This is a genomic window from Gordonia oleivorans (genome assembly GCF_040044975.1).
GTDB lineage: Bacteria > Actinomycetota > Actinomycetes > Mycobacteriales > Mycobacteriaceae > Gordonia > Gordonia oleivorans.
On sequence record NZ_JBDZDI010000008.1, the window covers coordinates 80822 to 98400 of the forward strand.

A 17579-nucleotide genomic window follows, 5' to 3' on the forward strand; every position below is an offset into this window, starting at 1 on the left:
TCTATCGCGAATTTGTTTGTGATGCGACATTACCGATTGTGGACCAAGGACTTCTCGCGCGATAACGGCGCTGAGGCAATACCCGTCAATTCCGGCTGTTCGTATTCGTAAATGTCGTTCTGGATGATAAAAATCTCACATGGTCAGGGCACCGATTCCGACGTGGACCTTTGTGGTCGTGATCGCGCGTCTCGGTGACAGGTTTCTGCTCATCCACGAACGCAACATGGGCAGACCTGGTACTTTCCTGCGGGCCGAGTCGAGGCCGGGGAAGCCCTCACCGACGCCGCCCTGCGGGAGACGCGGGAGGAATCCGGCGTCGACGTCGTCCTGGAAGGCGTGGTCGGAGCGGTCCACACTCCCACACCCAACGGTGATGCGCGTCTGCGGGTCATTTACACCGCTCGGCCAGTAGGTAATGCGCAGCCGCGCACCTATCCGAACGAAGAGTCCCTGGGCGCTGGGTGGTTCACCTTCGACGAGCTCAGCGAACTCCCACTGCGCAGTCCCGACGTCGGTGACCTGGCCCGGCACCTGCTCGACGGTGGCGGTGTCTACCCGCTGTCGCTCGTCGGTTGACTCCCCGAGCCACTCTCGGATCATGTCCCTGAAGCCCGGAGACGAGTTCGCCACCTACCGGGTCTTGTCCCAGATAGGTGCCGGCGGGATGGGCAAGGTCTATCAGGTCGAACACATGTATCTCGGGCGACGCCAGGCCCTCAAGACCATCGCCGACCTCGTGGTCGCGGATCCGACCATGGAACGACGCTTCGTCAACGAAGCGCGTGCGGCGGCGGGCCTGTCCCATCGATCGATCATCGCCATCTACGACTTCGGCATCACCGACGGCACCCCGTGGTTCACCATGCCACTGATCGAGGGAGACGATCTCGAGCAGGAACACCTCACCCCGGCCGATGTCGCGACGGTGGTGTCGTCGGTGGCCGCCGGCCTCGATTATGCCCACCGCCACGGTGTCGTCCACCGCGACATCAAACCCGGCAACATCATGGTCACCCGCGGCACCGATGGTCAGATCGCCGACGTCACGATCCTCGACTTCGGAATCGCGCGGCTGGAGTCCACACGGCTGACCGCGGCCGGCATCGTCGTCGGGACGCGCGCCTACGTATCACCGGAGGTCATCGAGGGAGACCCGGCGACCGGACTGTCGGATCAGTACTCCCTTGCGGTTACCGCGTTCGAACTGCTGACCGGCGAACTGCCGTTTCCGGGGCGATCGCCACTCGCCCTCGCGGCCCGGTCCGGTGAACTCCCGCCCCTGATCAGCTCGCGCCGACCCGATCTGGCCCACGCCGATCCCGTCCTGGCGAGGGCGATGGCGGTCGACCCCGCATCGCGGTTCACCGACTGCGGCACCTTCGCAACCGCGCTGTCCGACGCGCTACGGGGCCCGGCGGCACACCAGAGGCCGAGCACGCGGACCACCGAGCCCTCGGCCGACTTCCCGGCACCGGCACGACAAGCCCTCAGAACCTGGACCACCGTCTGCGTCGTCGTCCGCTTCGGTGAACACGTCCTGCTCGTTCGCTCCCGGCACGGGGCACACAGCTGGGGATTCCCGTCGGGGTGTGTGGCACCCGGTGAATCGGTTCCCGACGCGGCCGTGCGACATTGCTGGGAGGAGTCCGGCCTGCGCGTTGGTCTCGAAGGCGTTCTGCGCCTTGACCATTCGATCGACGACAGGGGTGAACCGCACTTCGTCACGGTGTTTGCCGCCCGCGCTCTGGACCACCGCGTCCATCCCCGGAAGGCGCCGAATGGTCACTCTCTCGGTGCCGAATGGTTCACCCTGGAACAGGCGTCGCATCTCGCGACGCATGGCCTCGGGGTCGTGACCACGATCAGTGCGGTTCTTGCCGGAACGCGGGTGTTCCCGCTGTCGCTGCTGGCCGGGCCCTGACCGTATCGGCGACGGCGGATCTGGCTCATGGCCTCCACACCAGTGACCTGTCCCGTAGCATCGGCTTCATGATCAGACGTCCACTTCTGATTTTGTCCGGCCTGGCCATGGTGGTGGCCGGCGCGCTTCTCGGTCCCGCACCTCAGGCTGCGGCGGCTCCCAACTGTCCCGATGTCGAGGTCGTATTCGCCCGCGGCACCGTTGAAACCGCACCTCCTGTCGGCGTCACCGGCGAATCGTTCGTCGCAGCGCTACGTAATCAGCTTCCCGGTCAATCGGTGGCTGTCTACGGCGTGAACTATCCGGCAGGCAGTAACTTCAACAATCGCGTCGCCTTCGTCGAAGGTGTGGTGAAGGGTGTCAACGACACCCAGCGGCGCGTCAACTACCTGGCTTCGGCCTGTCCGTCCACGGACATCGTCGTCGGCGGGTACTCACAGGGCGGGGTCGTCGCGACCTACGCCCTGGGGAACAAGATCCAACTCGAACCCCAGGATCAGCAGTACGAGGACCGGGTGCCGCCGGCGTTGAGTCCCGACGTCGCGTCGCACGTCAAGGCCGTCGTACTGTTCGCTCCGCCGTCGGAGCAATGGATTCGGCAGGTCGGTGCCCCACCGATGAATGTCGGTCCGCTCTACGCGCGCAAGACGAAGAGTTACTGCATCGCCGGTGACGTCGTCTGTGACGGTGCACCCGTGGGGCAACCCAACGGGCTGCACGTGCTGTACGCCGTCAACGGCATGACCGTCGACGCCGCGCAGTACGTCACCGCGCGCCGCTAGACCTCCCCTGACCAAACCAGTCCACCCCTCGCCGTCGGCGGGGGGTGGACGTGTCTTCCCTGCGCCACGCGCTGAATGTGGGTGGTGTTGGTAAATGTGGGTGGTACAGCAGCAGCGTTGTCGCGCACGACCCAGATTGAGGTCGGGGTGGACGAGGTGGGTGAGGCATGTTTGGAATTGGTCCTGGACCAGCGCGGGCACAGGTCTCCTGGCGCTGTCCCGCACCGCCTTGCCCGCTCTTTGGCACCCACGGGCAGGCGGGGGCGCGTCATACTTCTCAAAAGTTATGACTCCAGGATCACTCGGGCCAGTCTGATCCATACTTACGCATAATTAGTCCATGGAGTCACGCGTACTGATCGCAGGTGGAGAGACCTTCACGACCGAATTCAAACGCTCCGACATCAACGACAAGGACCTCACCAAGGCAGTCGCGTGCTTGGCGAATGGAGATGGAGGGTGGTGGTGGAGCCTAGGAGATTCGAACTCCTGACATCTGCCTTGCAAAGGCAGCGCTCTACCAACTGAGCTAAGGCCCCTCGCCGACCGTGTGATCGACGTTTTCGGGTCGGGATCTCGCGCTGCGAAACCGCTGCTGCGAGTGATCCCAGTGGGCCTAGGAGGACTTGAACCTCCGACCTCTTCGTTATCAGCGAAGCGCTCTAACCGCCTGAGCTATAGGCCCTTGAACCGAGGACAGAGATTACCCGACGTAGTGCCCGGACACCAAAACGCCTCCGGAACACCGGCTCTGACCTGGGATGATCCTCTAGTCGAGGTCGGCGAGTGTGACCTCGAGTCCGCCGACCATATCGGCCACCAGGTTGTAGATGTAGGCACCGATGGTTGCCAGCGCGGTGATCAGGATCCCGTTCACGACGCCGAGGATGCCGGCGTACAGGAACACGCTGCCGGCGCCGATGATGTCGCCACTGGTGGCGCCGTCTGCGGTGACCAGGGTCCCGAAGGAACTGTTGACCTGTTCCCACACACCCATGCCGTCGAGGACCAGGTAGAGCACGGCCACGGCGATCATCCAGATCACAAAGCCGACGATGGCGAGCACGCCGACCACCTTGAAGGTTGCCCACGGGTCGAGACGGCGGACCTGAACGGCGGCGCGCAGGGCTCGTCCGGAGCCGACCTGCGTCGGTGCGGAGCGGGTCGCCACACCGGCCGCAGCCGCAGCGGCACCCGCTCGTGTCGCCTCGCCGGAGGTGTGGTGGATCTCGTCGAGGTCGGGCAGCTTCTCCCCCGCCGACGGTTCGCGTGCGATCGTCCGCGTCGGTGTCTCCACGAACCGGCCGCGGGGTGCCTCTGTCGTCGGTGCGGCCGGACCCACCGGCGGCGCGTCGAGCTTCTTCACCGGTGCCTGCTGGCCACTCATGCTCGCGGCGGCGGTGCCACTGCCGGTGACCACGCCGCGCGGGGTGCCGCCGCGGCCGTTGACGATCTGTTCGGTCGGGGCGCTGCCCGACGGCATCGGGGCCTGCGCCGAACCGACCGGATTCGTGCCGTCTGGGCCACCCGGACCGCGCTGCCACGGCGGCACCAGACCACCGCGCTGCGGACCCGGCTGGGGACCGGACGTCGACGGGGAAGCTCCGGACGGCGATCCGGCAGTGGGAATGCTCGTCGTGGTGGCCACGTCATCGGAGGCACCCGACGCCGTGGGTCCCTTCGCCGGGGACGGCGATGTCTTCTTGTCCGGGTCGTTCGGTTGGCTCACTGGCGTCTTATCCTCACTCGGCACGTCCGCGGTGGCTTCCTACTGCTCTGGCCGCAATGGCTCCACCCTAACCGTTGTGGCCGTCACACAAGTCGAGCCACGACGCTGTTCCGGCGTCGCGGCCCGTCTTGTGTCCGAATTGTTTTGTTGGCGAAGTGGCCCTCGCCTACCCGAGGGTCCTCTACTCGGCGTCGGGGTCGGGTTCGTCGGCGTTGCGGGCAATCGCCAGCAGCGTGGTCCCCTCATCGAGGTTCATCAGGCGCACACCCTTGGTCTGGCGACCGGCCTTGCGGACCTGCTTGGCCGCCGTGCGGATGACGCCGCCACCGGAGGTGATGGCGTACAGCTCGGTGTCGTCGTCGACGATGAGGGCGCCGATCAGGGTGCCGCGTCGACGATCGTGCTGGATCGTCAGGACGCCCTTGCCGCCACGTCCCTGCACCGGGTAGTCATCCATGCCGGTGCGCTTGGCGTAGCCGCCCGACGTCGCGACCAGCAAGTATGTGCCCTCGCGAACGACATTGAGCGACAACAGCTGATCGTCCTCGTTGAACCGCATGCCCTGGACACCCGAGGTGGCCCGGCCCATCGGACGCAGTGCCTCGTCGTCGGCGTGGAACCGGATCGACTGCCCCTTGTCGCTGACCAGCAGCAGGTCGTCGTCGGCGCTGCACAGCTGTGCACCCACCAACTCATCCTCACCGCGCAGATTGATCGCGGTGATGCCGCCGGAACGGTTCGAGTCGAAGTCCTCGAGCTTGGACTTCTTGACGAGGCCGTTGCGGGTGGCGAGCACCAGGTACGGGGCGTCGGTGTAGGCCTTGATCTGGATGACCTGCGCGATGCGCTCCTCCGGCTGGAAGGCCAGCAGGTTGGCCACGTGCTGACCGCGGGCGGTGCGGTTGGCCTCCGGCAGTTCATACGCCTTGGCGCGGTAGACCCGGCCCTTGGTGGTGAAGAACAGAATCCAGTCGTGGGTGGAGCACACGAAGAAGTGCGCCACGATGTCGTCCTGCTTGAGGCCGGCGCCCTGCACACCCTTGCCGCCGCGTCGCTGACTGCGATACAGATCGGTCTTGGTGCGCTTGGCATAGCCGGTTTCGGTGATGGTGACGACGACGTCCTCGCGGGCGATGAGATCCTCGTCGGTGACGTCGCCGTCGGCGGCGATGATCTTCGTACGACGTTCGTCGCCGTACTTCTCCACGACGACGGTGAGCTCGTCACGGACGATCGACCGTTGGCGTTCGGGCCGGGCGAGGATGTCCTTGTAATCCTCGATCTCGCGCTCGATCTCGGCGAGGTCGTCGATGATCTTCTGCCGCTCCAACGCCGACAACCGGCGCAGCTGCATGGCGAGGATCGCATCGGCCTGGATCTCGTCGATCTCCAGCAGATCCATCAACCCGGTGCGGGCGGCCTCGGTGTTGGCCGACGCCCGGATCAACGCGATCACTTCGTCAAGGGCGTCAAGGGCTTTCACCAGACCGCGCAGGATGTGGGCGCGCTCCTCGGCCTTGCGCAACCGGTAACGGGTGCGCCGCACGATGACGTCGATCTGATGGGCCACGTAGTAGCGGATCATCTGGTCCAGGCGCAGGGTGCGGGGCACACCGTCGACGATGGACAGCATGTTGGCGCCGAAGCTGGTCTGCAGCTGGCTGTGCTTGTAGAGGTTGTTCAGCACCACCTTGGCGACCGCGTCGCGGCGCAGGGTGACGACGACGCGCAGACCCACACGATCTGAGGAGTGATCCTCGATCTTGCTGATGCCCTTGAGCTTTCCCTCGTTCACCTGCTCGGCGATGGAGGCGATCATGTTGTCCGGGTTGACCTGATACGGCAGCTCGGTGATGACGATCTGGGTGGCGCCACCCTTGGCCTCCTCGATGGAGGTGACACCACGCATGCGGATCGAGCCGCGGCCGGTGGTGTAGGCGTCCTTGATCCCCTGACTGCCGACAATCAAACCGGCCGTGGGGAAGTCCGGTCCCTTGATGCGCTCCATGCACGCGGCGAGGGTGGTTTCGTCGTCGGCCTCGAAGTTCTCCAGCGCCCAGAAGATGGCCTCGGCGACCTCGTTGAGGTTGTGCGGCGGGATGTTGGTGGCCATACCGACGGCGATACCGCCGGACCCGTTCATCAACAGGTTCGGGATACGGGCCGGCAACACCGTCGGCTCGTTGGTCTTGCCGTCGTAGTTGGGTGTGAAATCGACTGTGTCCTCGTCGATGTCACGCAACATCTCCATGGCGAGGGGGGTCAGCCGGGCCTCGGTGTAACGCATGGCGGCGGGGCCGTCGTTGCCGCGGGAGCCGAAATTGCCCTGACCGTCGATCAGCGGATAGCGCATCGACCACGGCTGGGCCAGACGCACCAGCGCGTCGTAGATCGCCGAGTCACCGTGCGGATGGTAGTTACCCATCGTCTCCGCAACGGGTTTCGCCGACTTGACGTAGCTGCGGTCGGGACGGAAACCGGCGTCGAAGGAGGCGTAGAGCAGTCGGCGGTGCACCGGCTTGAGACCGTCGCGGACCTCGGGGAGTGCACGGCCGACGATCACGCTCATCGCGTAATCGATGTAGCTGTTCTGCATCTCCTGGCCGAGGTCGACCGGTTCGACGCGGTCGCCTTCGCCGCCGGCGGGCGGCAGTGTGGTGTCAGTCATGAAGTGTCCTTGTCAAGGTGTCGATGTCTGCTCACGCGGGGGCGTGGAATCAGACATCAAGGAAGCGAACGTCTTTCGCGTTGCGGGCGATGAAGCTGCGACGTGCGACGACGTCCTCGCCCATCAGCACCGAGAAGAGTTCGTCGGCCGCGGCGGCGTCGTCGAGGGTCACCTGACGCAGCGTGCGGGTGACCGGGTCCATGGTGGTCTCCCACAGCTCGCTCGGGTTCATCTCGCCGAGGCCCTTGTAGCGCTGGATGCCGTCGTCGGTGTTGATCTTCTTGCCGTTCTCCAGACCGGCGGCGACCATCGCGTCGCGCTCCCGGTCGGAGTAGGCGTACTCGGCCTCGGCGCCCTTCTGCCACTTGAGTTTGTAGAGCGGCGGCTGTGCCAGATAGACGTGGCCGTGCTCGATCAGCGGACGCATGAACCGGAACAGCAGGGTCAAGAGCAGCGTCGAGATGTGCTGGCCGTCGACGTCGGCGTCGGCCATCAGCACGATCTTGTAGTACCGCAGCTTGCCCAGATCGAACTCGTCGTGGATGCCGGTGCCGAACGCGGTGATGATCGACTGGACCTCGGCGTTCTTCAGGACGCGGTCGATGCGGGCCTTCTCGACGTTGATGATCTTGCCGCGCAACGGAAGGATCGCCTGGTACATCGAGTCGCGGCCGGTCTTGGCCGAACCGCCGGCGGAGTCGCCCTCCACCAGGTAGATCTCGCACTTGCTGGGATCGTTGCTGCGGCAGTCGGCCAGCTTGCCGGGCAGACCACCGATGTCGGTGGCGCTCTTGCGGCGCACCAGATCTCGTGCCTTGCGGGCCGCGAGCCGGGCGTGCGCGGAGTCGACGGCCTTGTTGACGATGACCTTCGCCTCGGCCGGATTGGCCTCGAACCAGTGCTCGAGATGCTCGCCGGAGGCCTTCTGTACGAAGCTCTTCACCTCGGTGTTGCCGAGCTTGGTCTTGGTCTGGCCCTCGAACTGCGGTTCGGCGACCTTGACCGAGATGACCGCGGCAAGTCCTTCGCGGATGTCGTCGCCGGTGAGGTTGGAGTCCTTCTCCTTGAGCAACTTCTTGTCGCGTGCATAGGAATTCACCACGCGGGTCAGTGCCGCACGGAAACCCTCCTCATGCGTGCCGCCCTCGTGGGTGTTGATGGTGTTGGCGAAGGTGTGCACCGACTCGGAGTACCCGTCGTTCCACTGCATCGCGATCTCGACCTCGTGGCCGGTGCCCTTGCCGGTGAAGCCGATGACCGACTTGTGGATCGGGTGCTTGGTGCGGTTGATGTGCTTGATGTAGTCGACCAGGCCGTCCGGGTAGTGGTACGTCCGGGTCTTGGGTTTCGCTGCGGCAGCGGCCTTTTCGGCTTCACTCTTGACGGCTTCGGCGGCCTCCGGGTCACCGCTGTCGGCGTCGCCGTTGGGATCGCCGGGCGGTTCGATTGCCTTGGGTCGCTCGTCGGTGAGGGTGATGGTCAGACCCTTGTTGAGGAAGGCCATCTCCTGGAGGCGACGCGACACCGTCTCGGCGTTGAACTCGGTGGTCTCGGTAAAGATCCCCGCATCCGGCCAGAACCGAACCGTGGTGCCGGTCTTGCGGGTGGGCTCACCCTTGATCAGCCCGTCCGGCTTGGACGCGGTGAACGTCTCGTTCCAGTGGTAGCCGTCGACATCCACCTCCACCTCGACCTTGGTGGACAGCGCGTTGACCACGGAGATACCCACGCCGTGCAGACCACCGGACACCGCGTAGGCATCAGAGTCGAACTTGCCGCCGGCGTGCAGCTGGGTGAGCACGACCTCGACGGTGGGCACGCCGGTGGCATGCATTGCGACCGGGATACCGCGGCCGTCGTCGACGACCTGGACACCGCCGTCGGCGAGCAGCGTCACGTCGACCTTGGTCGCGAAGCCGGCCATCGCCTCGTCGACCGAGTTGTCGACGACCTCCCAGATCAGATGGTGCAGACCCCGCTCACCGGTCGAGCCGATGTACATGCCGGGTCGCTTACGCACCGCCTCGAGACCTTCGAGGATGCTGATCGACTCGGCACCATATTCGGACGGCTTCTTTCGGGGCTTCTTCGATCCCGAGCCACCGGTCTTGTCGCTGCTTTCGGCCACGAGGTGCTAGCGCTCCTGTTCTGCTCTCGATGGGCCCGACGCCATCGGGGGTGATCAGCACAAAATCGCCCGCGCGGTCACCGGCGGCGTACAACCTCTGCTGCGCGTGCACCGGCGCCCTGTCACGGGCTGCTGATCCCCCAGTCGGGACAACACGGTCCAGTGTACTGCCTCAAACGAGTAGAAACCCGCATCAGGGGCCGCTGAATCGCGCGCAGACCGATTTTTTTCGACATCTGCCGGTCCGGTCGTGGTCCGTGGAGAAAATCTGCCTCAGATTCTTTCCTGGCGAGAAATCACCCGGCGCGGGCGCGGCCATCTCAGCCGTAGGTGTCCCGCGGTCCGCGACCACCCCGCACATGTCGCTCACCCTTACGCCACGACGGCCCCTTGGGACCGGTGATCCGCAACGAGGTCACCACGCCGTCGCCGACGGCGGCGGCGATCTTCGCCAGGATCTGGGCCTGGACGTACCGCAGTTGCGTCGCCCACGCAGTCGACTCGGCCTGAACGTGTAAGACCTTCTCGCGCAACGATGTCGGCTGGGCGTGGGCGGCGATGTCGGCTCCGACGATCTGTTCCCACATGCCGAACAGGGTGCCCTCGGCAATCTGCGGCTGCCAGCCGCGTTCGCGGGCGATGCCGCCGACGAGGCGGCCGAAGGGTTGCGGATCCCGGGAGTCGGGGCCGGCGCCGGACCAGCTGCGGCGACCACCACGCCGCACCCCGGACGAGCGCCGCGACGGTGACGCCCGTCCCTGACCCACGGACTTTCCGGCGGCGCGGGCCGAGGCGCGGGCCTCTTCGAGTGCCCGGCGGGCACGTTCGTATCCGCTCATGCCGTCGGGTCCCACCGGCCGGGGATCGGCGGACGGTGACTCGGCGGACTCTGACTCGGTCATTCCGACAGTCTCCCCTCGACCTCCGACACCGCCGGCTCCGCCGACCCGGCGTCGTCGGCGACGGCCACCACCGTGGATTGGCGGGTGCCGTCGACCTCGACCAGGTCGACGCTGATGCGGCGTCCGCCGAGGCCCTCGGGGATGTCGTCGGCGACGGCGGCGGTGATGAGGATCTGCTCTGCGCCGCTGGTGAATTCGGCGAGTTTGCGTCGTCGAGCGGCATCGAGTTCGGCGAACACGTCGTCGAGCATGATCACCGGTTCGACGCCCTCGGCGCGGGTCAATTCCACCGATCCCAGCCGTAGCGCCAACGCCAGCGACCACGACTCGCCATGACTCGCGAAGCCCTTCGCGATGTCGTCGCCGAGGATCAGGTCGACGTCGTCGCGGTGCGGCCCGACCAGTGACATGCCGCGGTCGATCTCCTTGTCACGCATTTCCCCGAGGCGGGTGAGCAGCACCTCACGGATGTGCTCGGGGTCGGCGGCGAGCCCGGCCGCCGGCAGGACGTCGTCTCCCGCGGAGGCCCGGTACCGCAGATCCGCCGGTCGGGAATGCGGCGCGATGGCGGCATAGGAGCCGGAGAAGTGTGGTGCCAGTTCGGTGAGCAGGTCGATGCGTGCGGCGGTGACCTGGCTGCCGTGGTCGGCCAACGCGCCATCCCAGACGTCGAGGGTGCTGATCACCGAGTCGGCCTCGGATCCACCGCGACGCAGGGCGGCGCCGGCGGTCTTGAGCAATGCCGACCGCTGTCGGAGCACCCTGTCGTAGTCGGCACGGGCCGCCGCCCATCGCGGTCCACGCTGGGCCACGAGTTCGTCGACGAAACGCCGGCGATCGGCCGGATCGCCGCGCACCAGCAGCAGATCCTCGGGCGCGAACAGCACAGTTCGCAAGACGCCCAACAGATCTCGGGGCCGGCGTTGCGGGGACGTGTTGAGCCACGCCTTGTTGGCGCCCTCGGCGTTGATCTGCAGCGACGCCGTCAGTTCGCGGCCCGCGTTCTCCACGGTGGCGGTGACGGTCGCCGACGACATCGACGAACGAACCAGTGGCGCATCGGAACTCACCCGATGAGACCGCATGGTGGCGAGGTAGAACAGGGCCTCGATGAGGTTGGTCTTGCCGAAGCCGTTGCGGCCGGTGATGATCGTCGGCCCGGGCCGCAGTTCGAGATCGACACTGCGCCACGACCGGAAGTCGCGCAGGTGCAGTTCGCGGACGAACACGGCTCAGGCGGTCGGCGAACTCGGCGGTGCACCACTGGCCCCGACCGAACGACCCGTGGTATCCCGAACGGCGTGGCCGCCGAATTGATTTCGTAACGCGGACACCGCTTTCAGAGCCGGCGATCCGTCCTGGCGGGAGGCGAAGCGGGCGAACAGCGCGGCGGAGATGACATTGGCCGGAACCGAGTGCCGGATGGCCTCCTCGACGGTCCAGCGACCCTCACCGGAGTCGGTGGTGTAGTCGGAGATACCGGCAAGCCCCGGATCCTCCTGCAACGCCCGGACCAGCAGATCCAGCAGCCACGACCGGATGACAGTGCCGTGAGTCCACGCCCGCAGCGTGCCCTCGACGTCGGTGATCAGCGGCTCGGCCGACAGCAGTTCGTATCCCTCGCCGTAGGCGTGCATCAGTCCGTACTCGATGCCGTTGTGCACCATCTTGGCGTAGTGACCCGCCCCGACCGGACCGGCATGCACGAATCCGTCGGCACGGTCCCCCTCCGGTCGCAACGCGTCGAAGATCGGCATGGCCCGCTCGATGTCGGACTCGGTTCCGCCCGCCATCAGCCCGTAGCCGTTCTCCAACCCCCAGACACCGCCGGACACACCGCAGTCGATGTAGCCGATTCCCTTGTCCCCCAACAGTTCCGAGTGTTGCTGATCGTCGGTGTAGCGGGAGTTGCCTCCATCGATGACGATGTCACCGGGGTCCAACGCGTCGGCGAGGGAGGCGATGGTGGATCGGGTCGGGTCGCCGGAGGGAACCATCACCCAGATCACCCGTGGCGCATCGAGGGCGGCGACGAGATCGGTGAGGGATCCGACGTCGGTGACGTCCGGACGCGGGTCGTAGCCGATCACCTGGTGCCCGGCGTCGGCGATCCGGGTGCGCATGTTGGCACCCATCTTTCCCAGTCCGACGAGGCCCAGTTGCATCGCAGTCCTTCCGATCCGAGTGCCAAGATGTGGTTGAGCGACAACGATTTTCGCAGACGATCGCTCGTTGCGGACGGTGGTCGTCCGGCGACGTCCGCGGGACGGATCAGCCGGGCAACCGGACCGGCATCAGCAGGTAGCTGAACGCGCTGTCGGGAGCCACGAACGCACCGGATTCGTCGGCGACGGGGGCCTCACCGTTGGAGATCCGCAGCACTGCGGGCCGGCTCGGCGTCGTGAAACCGAAATCCACCGACTTCGCGTTGATCGCCGACAATCCGTCCTGCAGGTACCCCGGGTTGAACGCGATGGTCAGCGGTTCACCCTGGAAGACGACCTCGAGTTCTTCCTCGGCCTTGCCGGCCTCGTCGCCGCCGGCCGTCAGCAGCACCGAGCCCTCGGTGAACTCCATCCGGACCTGCGCACCGCGCTCGGCCACCAGCGCAACACGCTTGATCGCCTCGATGAGCGGAGCACTCTCGATGGTGGCGACCGCGGTGTGCGACGCCGGCAGCAACTGCCGGAACTTCGGGAACTCCGCGTCGAGCAGCCGGGTGGTGTTCTGCTTGGTCGCGCCCATAATCCCCAGGATCCCTTCGGCACCGATGGCGTCGCCCGCTCCGAAGGCCAACCGGACCGAACCGGTCCCCTCGGCGCCCGCGGTCTTCGCGCTCTCCGACAGGGTCTTGGCCGGCACCAGCACCGCACCGCTCACGTCCGGCTGCACCGGTTCCCATTCCAGTTCACGCACCGCGAGCCGGAAGCGGTCGGTCGCGGCCAGAACCACCGAATTACCCTCGATCTCGACCCGCACACCGGTGAGCATCGGCAGGGTGTCGTCGCGACCGGCGGCCACCGCAACCTGTGAGACCGCCTCGGCGAACACATCCGCGGGGATGGATCCGGTGACCGCGGGCACCTCGGGAAGCTGCGGATAGTCCTCAACCGGCATCGTCGGCAAGGAGAACTTCGCGCTACCGCAGGCGATCGCGACCCGGGATCCGTCCAGACTCACATCGACCGGTTTCGACGGAAGTGCTCGGGTGATGTCGGCCAGCAAGCGGCCCGACACCAGGACCTTGCCGGGTTCGGCGATCTCCGCGGAGATCGACTCCTGGGCGGAGACCTCGTAATCGAACCCGGAGATCGTCAGGCCACCACCGGTCGTCTCGTCGGAGGCATCGAGAACCACACATCCGAGCACCGGAACGGGGGGACGGGACGGCAGGCTACGGGCAACCCAGGCAACGGATTCGGAGAACTCGTCGCGCGCGACACGGAACTTCATAACGGGGGATGCGTCCTTCTCTCGGTTGCGTCTGCCGGGTTCGGAAATCGTCGTCGCCGATGCGTGGTCGGTGCCGGGCAGCGCACGGGCAGGCGGCCACGATCGAGGATCGGGAGTTCCCACTCTAGAACGCCGATACGACCCGGTGGGTGATTGGGGTCAAGTCGCCACGCCGGGAGATCGGCGATCTCGACCGGCCCGGCCCGCATGTGTGTACACACATGCTTCTTGAAAGAAGATCTCTTGAAGAAGAGATCAACAATAGTTGTAGGCACTGTGGATCCTGTGGAGTTCATGCCATCGTTCGAGGACAGTGGGCATTCGGTGCTGTGGATGGCCGGTGGAGGAATGCTGGACGTCTGACCCCGTCGATGTGGATGACCGGTGTTGTTCGTTTTCTGTCCACCCTCTGTGCACAGCTTGGGGCCAGAAATCCCAGGATTCATGCACATGTGGCGACCTGGGGATTTGCGGCCTGACGGGGCACGTGCCGAGCCGGGATCCGGGGGGTTCACACGTCGCGCACCTCGGGCACGGGTTGAGAGTTGGTGTCCTGGGACGACGTCCCCGGCGTGCGAGCACGGCCCATAGGGACAGCCGCAGCGCGGCGAGAGCCACGCTGCACGACGAAAGCCATGGCACGACAAAAGACCACCGAGCACGACGCGAGACCACGTGGAGCGGTCTCGGTGAGGAGGGTGTGCGGAGCGGTGTCAGCGCTCGGCGCGCTGCTTGATCCGGGCGGTGAGTTCCTGGACGTAGTCGTAGACCTTGCGACGCTCGGCCATCTCCTTGCGGATCTTGCGTTCGGCGTACATGACGGTCGTGTGATCGCGGTCGAAGGTCTCACCGATCTTCGGCAGCGACAGGTCGGTGAGCTCGCGGCACAGGTACATCGAGATCTGGCGGGCCTGGGCGAGCGACCGCGTCTTGCCGGGTCCACGGAGCTCCTCGACGGAGATGTCGAAGTATTCGGCGGTGATGGCCAGGATGCTGGCGGCGCTGATCTCCAGCGAATCGGAGTTCGGCAGCAGCGCCTGCAGCACCACGTCGGCCAGCGACTTGTCGAGCGCGGCGTTGTTGAGTGAGGCGAACGCGGTGACGCGGATCAGCGCACCCTCGAGTTCGCGGATATTGCGTTCGATCTTGGAGGCGATCAGCTCGAGGACGTCGTCGGGCACGGCGATGTTGTCCATCTGCGCCTTCTTGCGCAGGATCGCGATCCGGGTCTCCAGATCCGGCGGCTGCACGTCGGTGATCAGTCCCCACTCGAATCGGGTGCGGAGCCGATCCTCCAGTGTCGCAAGCTGTTTCGGCGGCCGATCGGAGGAGATGACGATCTGCTTGCTGGTGTTGTGCAGCGTGTTGAAGGTGTGGAAGAACTCTTCCTGGATACCTTCCTTGCCGATCAGGAACTGGATGTCGTCGACGAGCAGCACGTCGACGTCGCGGTAGCGGCGTTTGAACGCCACCCGACGATCGTCACGCAGGGAGTTGATGAAGTCGTTGGTGAACTCTTCGGTCGAGACGTACTTCACGCGCATCCCGGGGAACAGGCGCTGGGCGTAGTGGCCGGCGGCGTGCAGCAGATGGGTCTTGCCGAGCCCGGATTCTCCCCAGATGAACAACGGGTTGTAGGCGCGCGCGGGGGCCTCGGCGACGGCGACCGCCGAGGCGTGGGCGAAACGATTGGACGCGCCGATGACGAAGGTGTCGAAGGTGTACTTCGGGTTGAGGCTCACCGGGGAGGTTGCCGCCGACGTGCTCGTCGGCCGTTCCGCGAAATACGACGACCAGTCCGTGGTCGCGGATCCGTTGGTGGCGGCCGGGCTGTGCGTCACGGGTGTGGCGGTGCCCGGCGCCGGCGGGGGTGGGGTGTCGAAGTTGGTGGACACCGGCTGGCCCGCGAAGGTCTCGCCGGTGGTTTCGGAACCGAATGCCGGTCCCCCGACAGGACGCGTCGGCGGTGGCGTGGCGGCCATCGGATCCGAAGGTGTGTCGTCCTCGACGGGCTGCGGAGTGGTGGTACGCACGCCCAGGTCGACGGGTTGGCCGAGCATCCGACTCAACGTCGTGCGGATCGTGTCCCGAAGATTGCGTTCGATCTGTTCCTGCACCAGCGGGGTGGGTACCGCCAGCAGCGCGAAACCCTCGGCGAGGGTGAGCGGCTGCACCAACGACAGCCATGCCTTCTGTTGCCTCGACAGGGGTTCGTGGTCGGCGGAATCGTCGTTGAGTTCGGCGACGACCTGCTGCCACACCTCGCCGAACGAAGCGCGATCGGTAGTCACAGCTGATCCTCCTGCCCGGCGCCACGAACGGGTGGGTGTCACTGCGCTCGAATGCCTGAAACGGCCGACCCCGCTGGTCCGTCGCCACGACGAAAGTACCAGGATCGGATGAGGTCGACGTTCCCTTGGCGACGCTGGGGAGACTTGTCCACACGGTTATCCACATCTGTGAATAAAAGGGGGGAGCCACGACCCGGGATGGTCGGGGACGCGCTGCGCGGCAGCTGCGCGACAACGTGGGAGAACCGTAACAGACTCCGCCCGGCACCCTCCAGCAGAATCCCCCGACCGACGGCACGGTTACGCCCCTGGCCTGGCCGATTGGCGCTCGTTTGATTTGGCCCGGCCCGCTCCCGTACTCTCGACTGGTCATCCAGGTTGCGGATTTGCGGTGGATCACGTCGTCTGTGCCGGTCGTCACGAGAGTGTGCATCACTCGAGTCGCGGCCGGTGGGGGTGGCGCCACCAACCGGCACGAGTCCGGCACCGCGTCGGATAAGCAGAGACCACCACACGATGTGGGAACGCCGTGCAAGTCGGCGTGCCACATCCCAGAGCACAAGGAGTCACCGTGGCCAAGGGCAAGCGGACTTTCCAGCCCAACAATCGTCGTCGTGCGCGCGTGCACGGGTTCCGTCTGCGTATGCGCACCCGCGCCGGCCGCGCGATCGTCAATTCCCGTCGCAGCAAGGGCCGCTCGAAGCTCACGGCCTGATCTCGATCTGCGTCTGCCGATCGCGGAGCTGCGTCTCCCGGTCGGTTCGTAGTGTTCGATGATGTCGGCCGATCATCGGATCTCTCGTGGATCCGACTTCTCCCGCACACTCAAACGCGGTGTGCGGTCGTCCACTCGTGATCTCGTCGTCAGTGTCGCGGTGGTGCCGACCATGTGGCCCGATCCGTCGGGTCGTCGGCGCACCGTCGACATGACCGGTGGTCCCTGGTTGGGACTGATCGTCAGCAAGTCCGTCGGCTCGGCGGTCGTGCGACACCGGGTTGCACGTCGGATCCGGGCGGCTTTCCGATCCGTGATGGATTCAGCGCCCGCCGACGAGACATTCGTCGTGGTTCGCGCCCTCCCCGGCGCCGCATCTGTTGGCAGCGACCAACTCGCCGAACAGTTGCGCGAGGTGTTCGGGCGTCGCCGTGTCCGCCAGTTGGCTCCCAACGCAGCGCCGTCGACCGGCAGGCTGTCAACCGGCGGGCCGTCAACCAACAAAGTGTCGGGAGTTCGGGAATGACTCGCCCCGTGACCACCGACTCCCCCGCCGCCGATGACGTGGTTGATGACGCTGCCGAGGTCGGTCTGTCGGCTCGGTGTCTGCGAGCTCTTCATCTCCTCCCCCGCCGCACGGTCATCTTCCTGATCGAGCTCTACCGCACCTGGGTCTCTCCGCTGCGATTGCCGACCTGTCGGTTCGAACCGACCTGTTCCGGGTATGCGGTGGAAGCACTCTCGATGCACGGCTTCTTCCACGGCGGAGCACTCGCGGTCATCCGGCTGTGCAAGTGCGGCCCGTGGCACAAACCTGGTTATGACCCGGTACCCGAGCGCGGGTTCCGGCATCGTCCGCCATCACCAGAGGAGACATCGGAGGCCGGTCAGCCCGGCGGCGATCCTCCCGACGACGAGGGACAGACGTCCAACCGCACCGCCGACGACGGCGTAGGCGCATCTACGAGAAGTGAGGGATAGCTGACC

14 protein-coding genes, 2 tRNA genes and 1 pseudogene are annotated in these 17579 nt (G+C 65.9%); 6 read left to right on the forward strand and 11 right to left on the reverse strand.

Annotated elements, in window-relative coordinates; genetic code table 11:
• Positions 1 to 135 precede the first annotated feature (135 nt).
• Entirely contained in the window at positions 136 to 357 is a 222-nt protein-coding gene (locus ABLE92_RS14130) for a hypothetical protein (protein WP_348805414.1), read from the reverse strand.
• Between ABLE92_RS14130 and ABLE92_RS14135 the strand changes: the two are divergent.
• The 3 genes and pseudogenes from ABLE92_RS14135 to ABLE92_RS14145 form a co-directional block, all read left to right on the forward strand.
• Positions 283 to 579, forward strand: a pseudogene (locus tag ABLE92_RS14135) (NUDIX domain-containing protein); the annotation flags it as partial. The gene ABLE92_RS14130 and the pseudogene ABLE92_RS14135 sit on opposite strands and share 75 nt — an antisense overlap.
• A 22-nt stretch (positions 580 to 601) precedes the next feature.
• Positions 602 to 1924 carry a protein kinase domain-containing protein gene (locus ABLE92_RS14140; RefSeq protein ID WP_348805415.1) on the forward strand — a complete coding sequence of 441 codons (1323 nt, stop codon included), beginning with the start codon at positions 602 to 604 and terminating at the stop codon, positions 1922 to 1924.
• 71 nt (positions 1925 to 1995) lie between these two features.
• Positions 1996 to 2706: a cutinase family protein gene (locus ABLE92_RS14145; protein ID WP_348805512.1), complete on the forward strand. Its 711-nt coding sequence runs from the start codon at positions 1996 to 1998 to the stop codon at positions 2704 to 2706.
• A gap of 463 nt (positions 2707 to 3169) precedes the next feature.
• On the opposite strand, the gene ABLE92_RS14150 is transcribed toward ABLE92_RS14145, so the two are convergent.
• From ABLE92_RS14150 to dnaA, 10 genes are all read right to left on the reverse strand, one after another.
• Positions 3170 to 3245: transfer RNA gene (locus ABLE92_RS14150), tRNA-Ala, on the reverse strand.
• Positions 3246 to 3317: 72 nt separating this feature from the next.
• Positions 3318 to 3391: transfer RNA gene (locus tag ABLE92_RS14155), tRNA-Ile, on the reverse strand.
• Positions 3392 to 3475: 84 nt separating this feature from the next.
• On the reverse strand, positions 3476 to 4435 hold the full coding sequence (locus ABLE92_RS14160) for a DUF3566 domain-containing protein (RefSeq protein ID WP_348805416.1): 960 nt from the start codon (positions 4433 to 4435) through the stop codon (positions 3476 to 3478).
• Between the two features lie 181 nt (positions 4436 to 4616).
• Complete coding sequence (gene gyrA, locus ABLE92_RS14165; protein WP_348805417.1) at positions 4617 to 7103, reverse strand: DNA gyrase subunit A; 2487 nt, start codon at positions 7101 to 7103, stop codon at positions 4617 to 4619.
• Positions 7104 to 7152: 49 nt separating this feature from the next.
• On the reverse strand, positions 7153 to 9231 hold the full coding sequence (gene gyrB, locus ABLE92_RS14170; protein WP_348805418.1) for a DNA topoisomerase (ATP-hydrolyzing) subunit B: 2079 nt from the start codon (positions 9229 to 9231) through the stop codon (positions 7153 to 7155).
• Between the two features lie 320 nt (positions 9232 to 9551).
• The gene (locus ABLE92_RS14175; protein WP_348805419.1) at positions 9552 to 10133 is read right to left on the reverse strand and encodes a DUF721 family protein; all 582 of its coding nucleotides are present in this window, start codon (positions 10131 to 10133) and stop codon (positions 9552 to 9554) included.
• Complete coding sequence (gene recF / locus ABLE92_RS14180) at positions 10130 to 11362, reverse strand: DNA replication/repair protein RecF (RefSeq protein ID WP_348805420.1); 1233 nt, start codon at positions 11360 to 11362, stop codon at positions 10130 to 10132. Before recF ends, ABLE92_RS14175 begins: the two co-directional genes overlap by 4 nt.
• A 3-nt stretch (positions 11363 to 11365) precedes the next feature.
• Entirely contained in the window at positions 11366 to 12298 is a 933-nt protein-coding gene (gene gnd, locus ABLE92_RS14185) for a phosphogluconate dehydrogenase (NAD(+)-dependent, decarboxylating) (RefSeq protein WP_348805422.1), read from the reverse strand.
• A gap of 106 nt (positions 12299 to 12404) precedes the next feature.
• On the reverse strand, positions 12405 to 13586 hold the full coding sequence (gene dnaN, locus ABLE92_RS14190) for a DNA polymerase III subunit beta (protein WP_348805423.1): 1182 nt from the start codon (positions 13584 to 13586) through the stop codon (positions 12405 to 12407).
• 713 nt (positions 13587 to 14299) lie between these two features.
• Positions 14300 to 15877 carry a chromosomal replication initiator protein DnaA gene (dnaA, locus tag ABLE92_RS14195; protein ID WP_348805424.1) on the reverse strand — a complete coding sequence of 526 codons (1578 nt, stop codon included), beginning with the start codon at positions 15875 to 15877 and terminating at the stop codon, positions 14300 to 14302.
• 571 nt (positions 15878 to 16448) lie between these two features.
• Between dnaA and rpmH the strand changes: the two genes are divergently transcribed.
• From rpmH to yidD, 3 genes are read left to right on the forward strand one after another with little or no spacing between them, the layout of a single operon-like run.
• On the forward strand, positions 16449 to 16592 hold the full coding sequence (rpmH, locus tag ABLE92_RS14200; RefSeq protein ID WP_348805425.1) for a 50S ribosomal protein L34: 144 nt from the start codon (positions 16449 to 16451) through the stop codon (positions 16590 to 16592).
• 58 nt (positions 16593 to 16650) lie between these two features.
• A complete protein-coding gene (gene rnpA, locus ABLE92_RS14205) occupies positions 16651 to 17118 on the forward strand; it encodes a ribonuclease P protein component (RefSeq protein ID WP_348805427.1) in 468 nt (155 codons plus the stop codon).
• A complete protein-coding gene (yidD, locus tag ABLE92_RS14210) occupies positions 17115 to 17573 on the forward strand; it encodes a membrane protein insertion efficiency factor YidD (protein ID WP_348805428.1) in 459 nt (152 codons plus the stop codon). The genes rnpA and yidD overlap by 4 nt, the downstream gene beginning before the upstream one ends.
• The last annotated feature ends 6 nt before the right edge of the window (positions 17574 to 17579 follow it).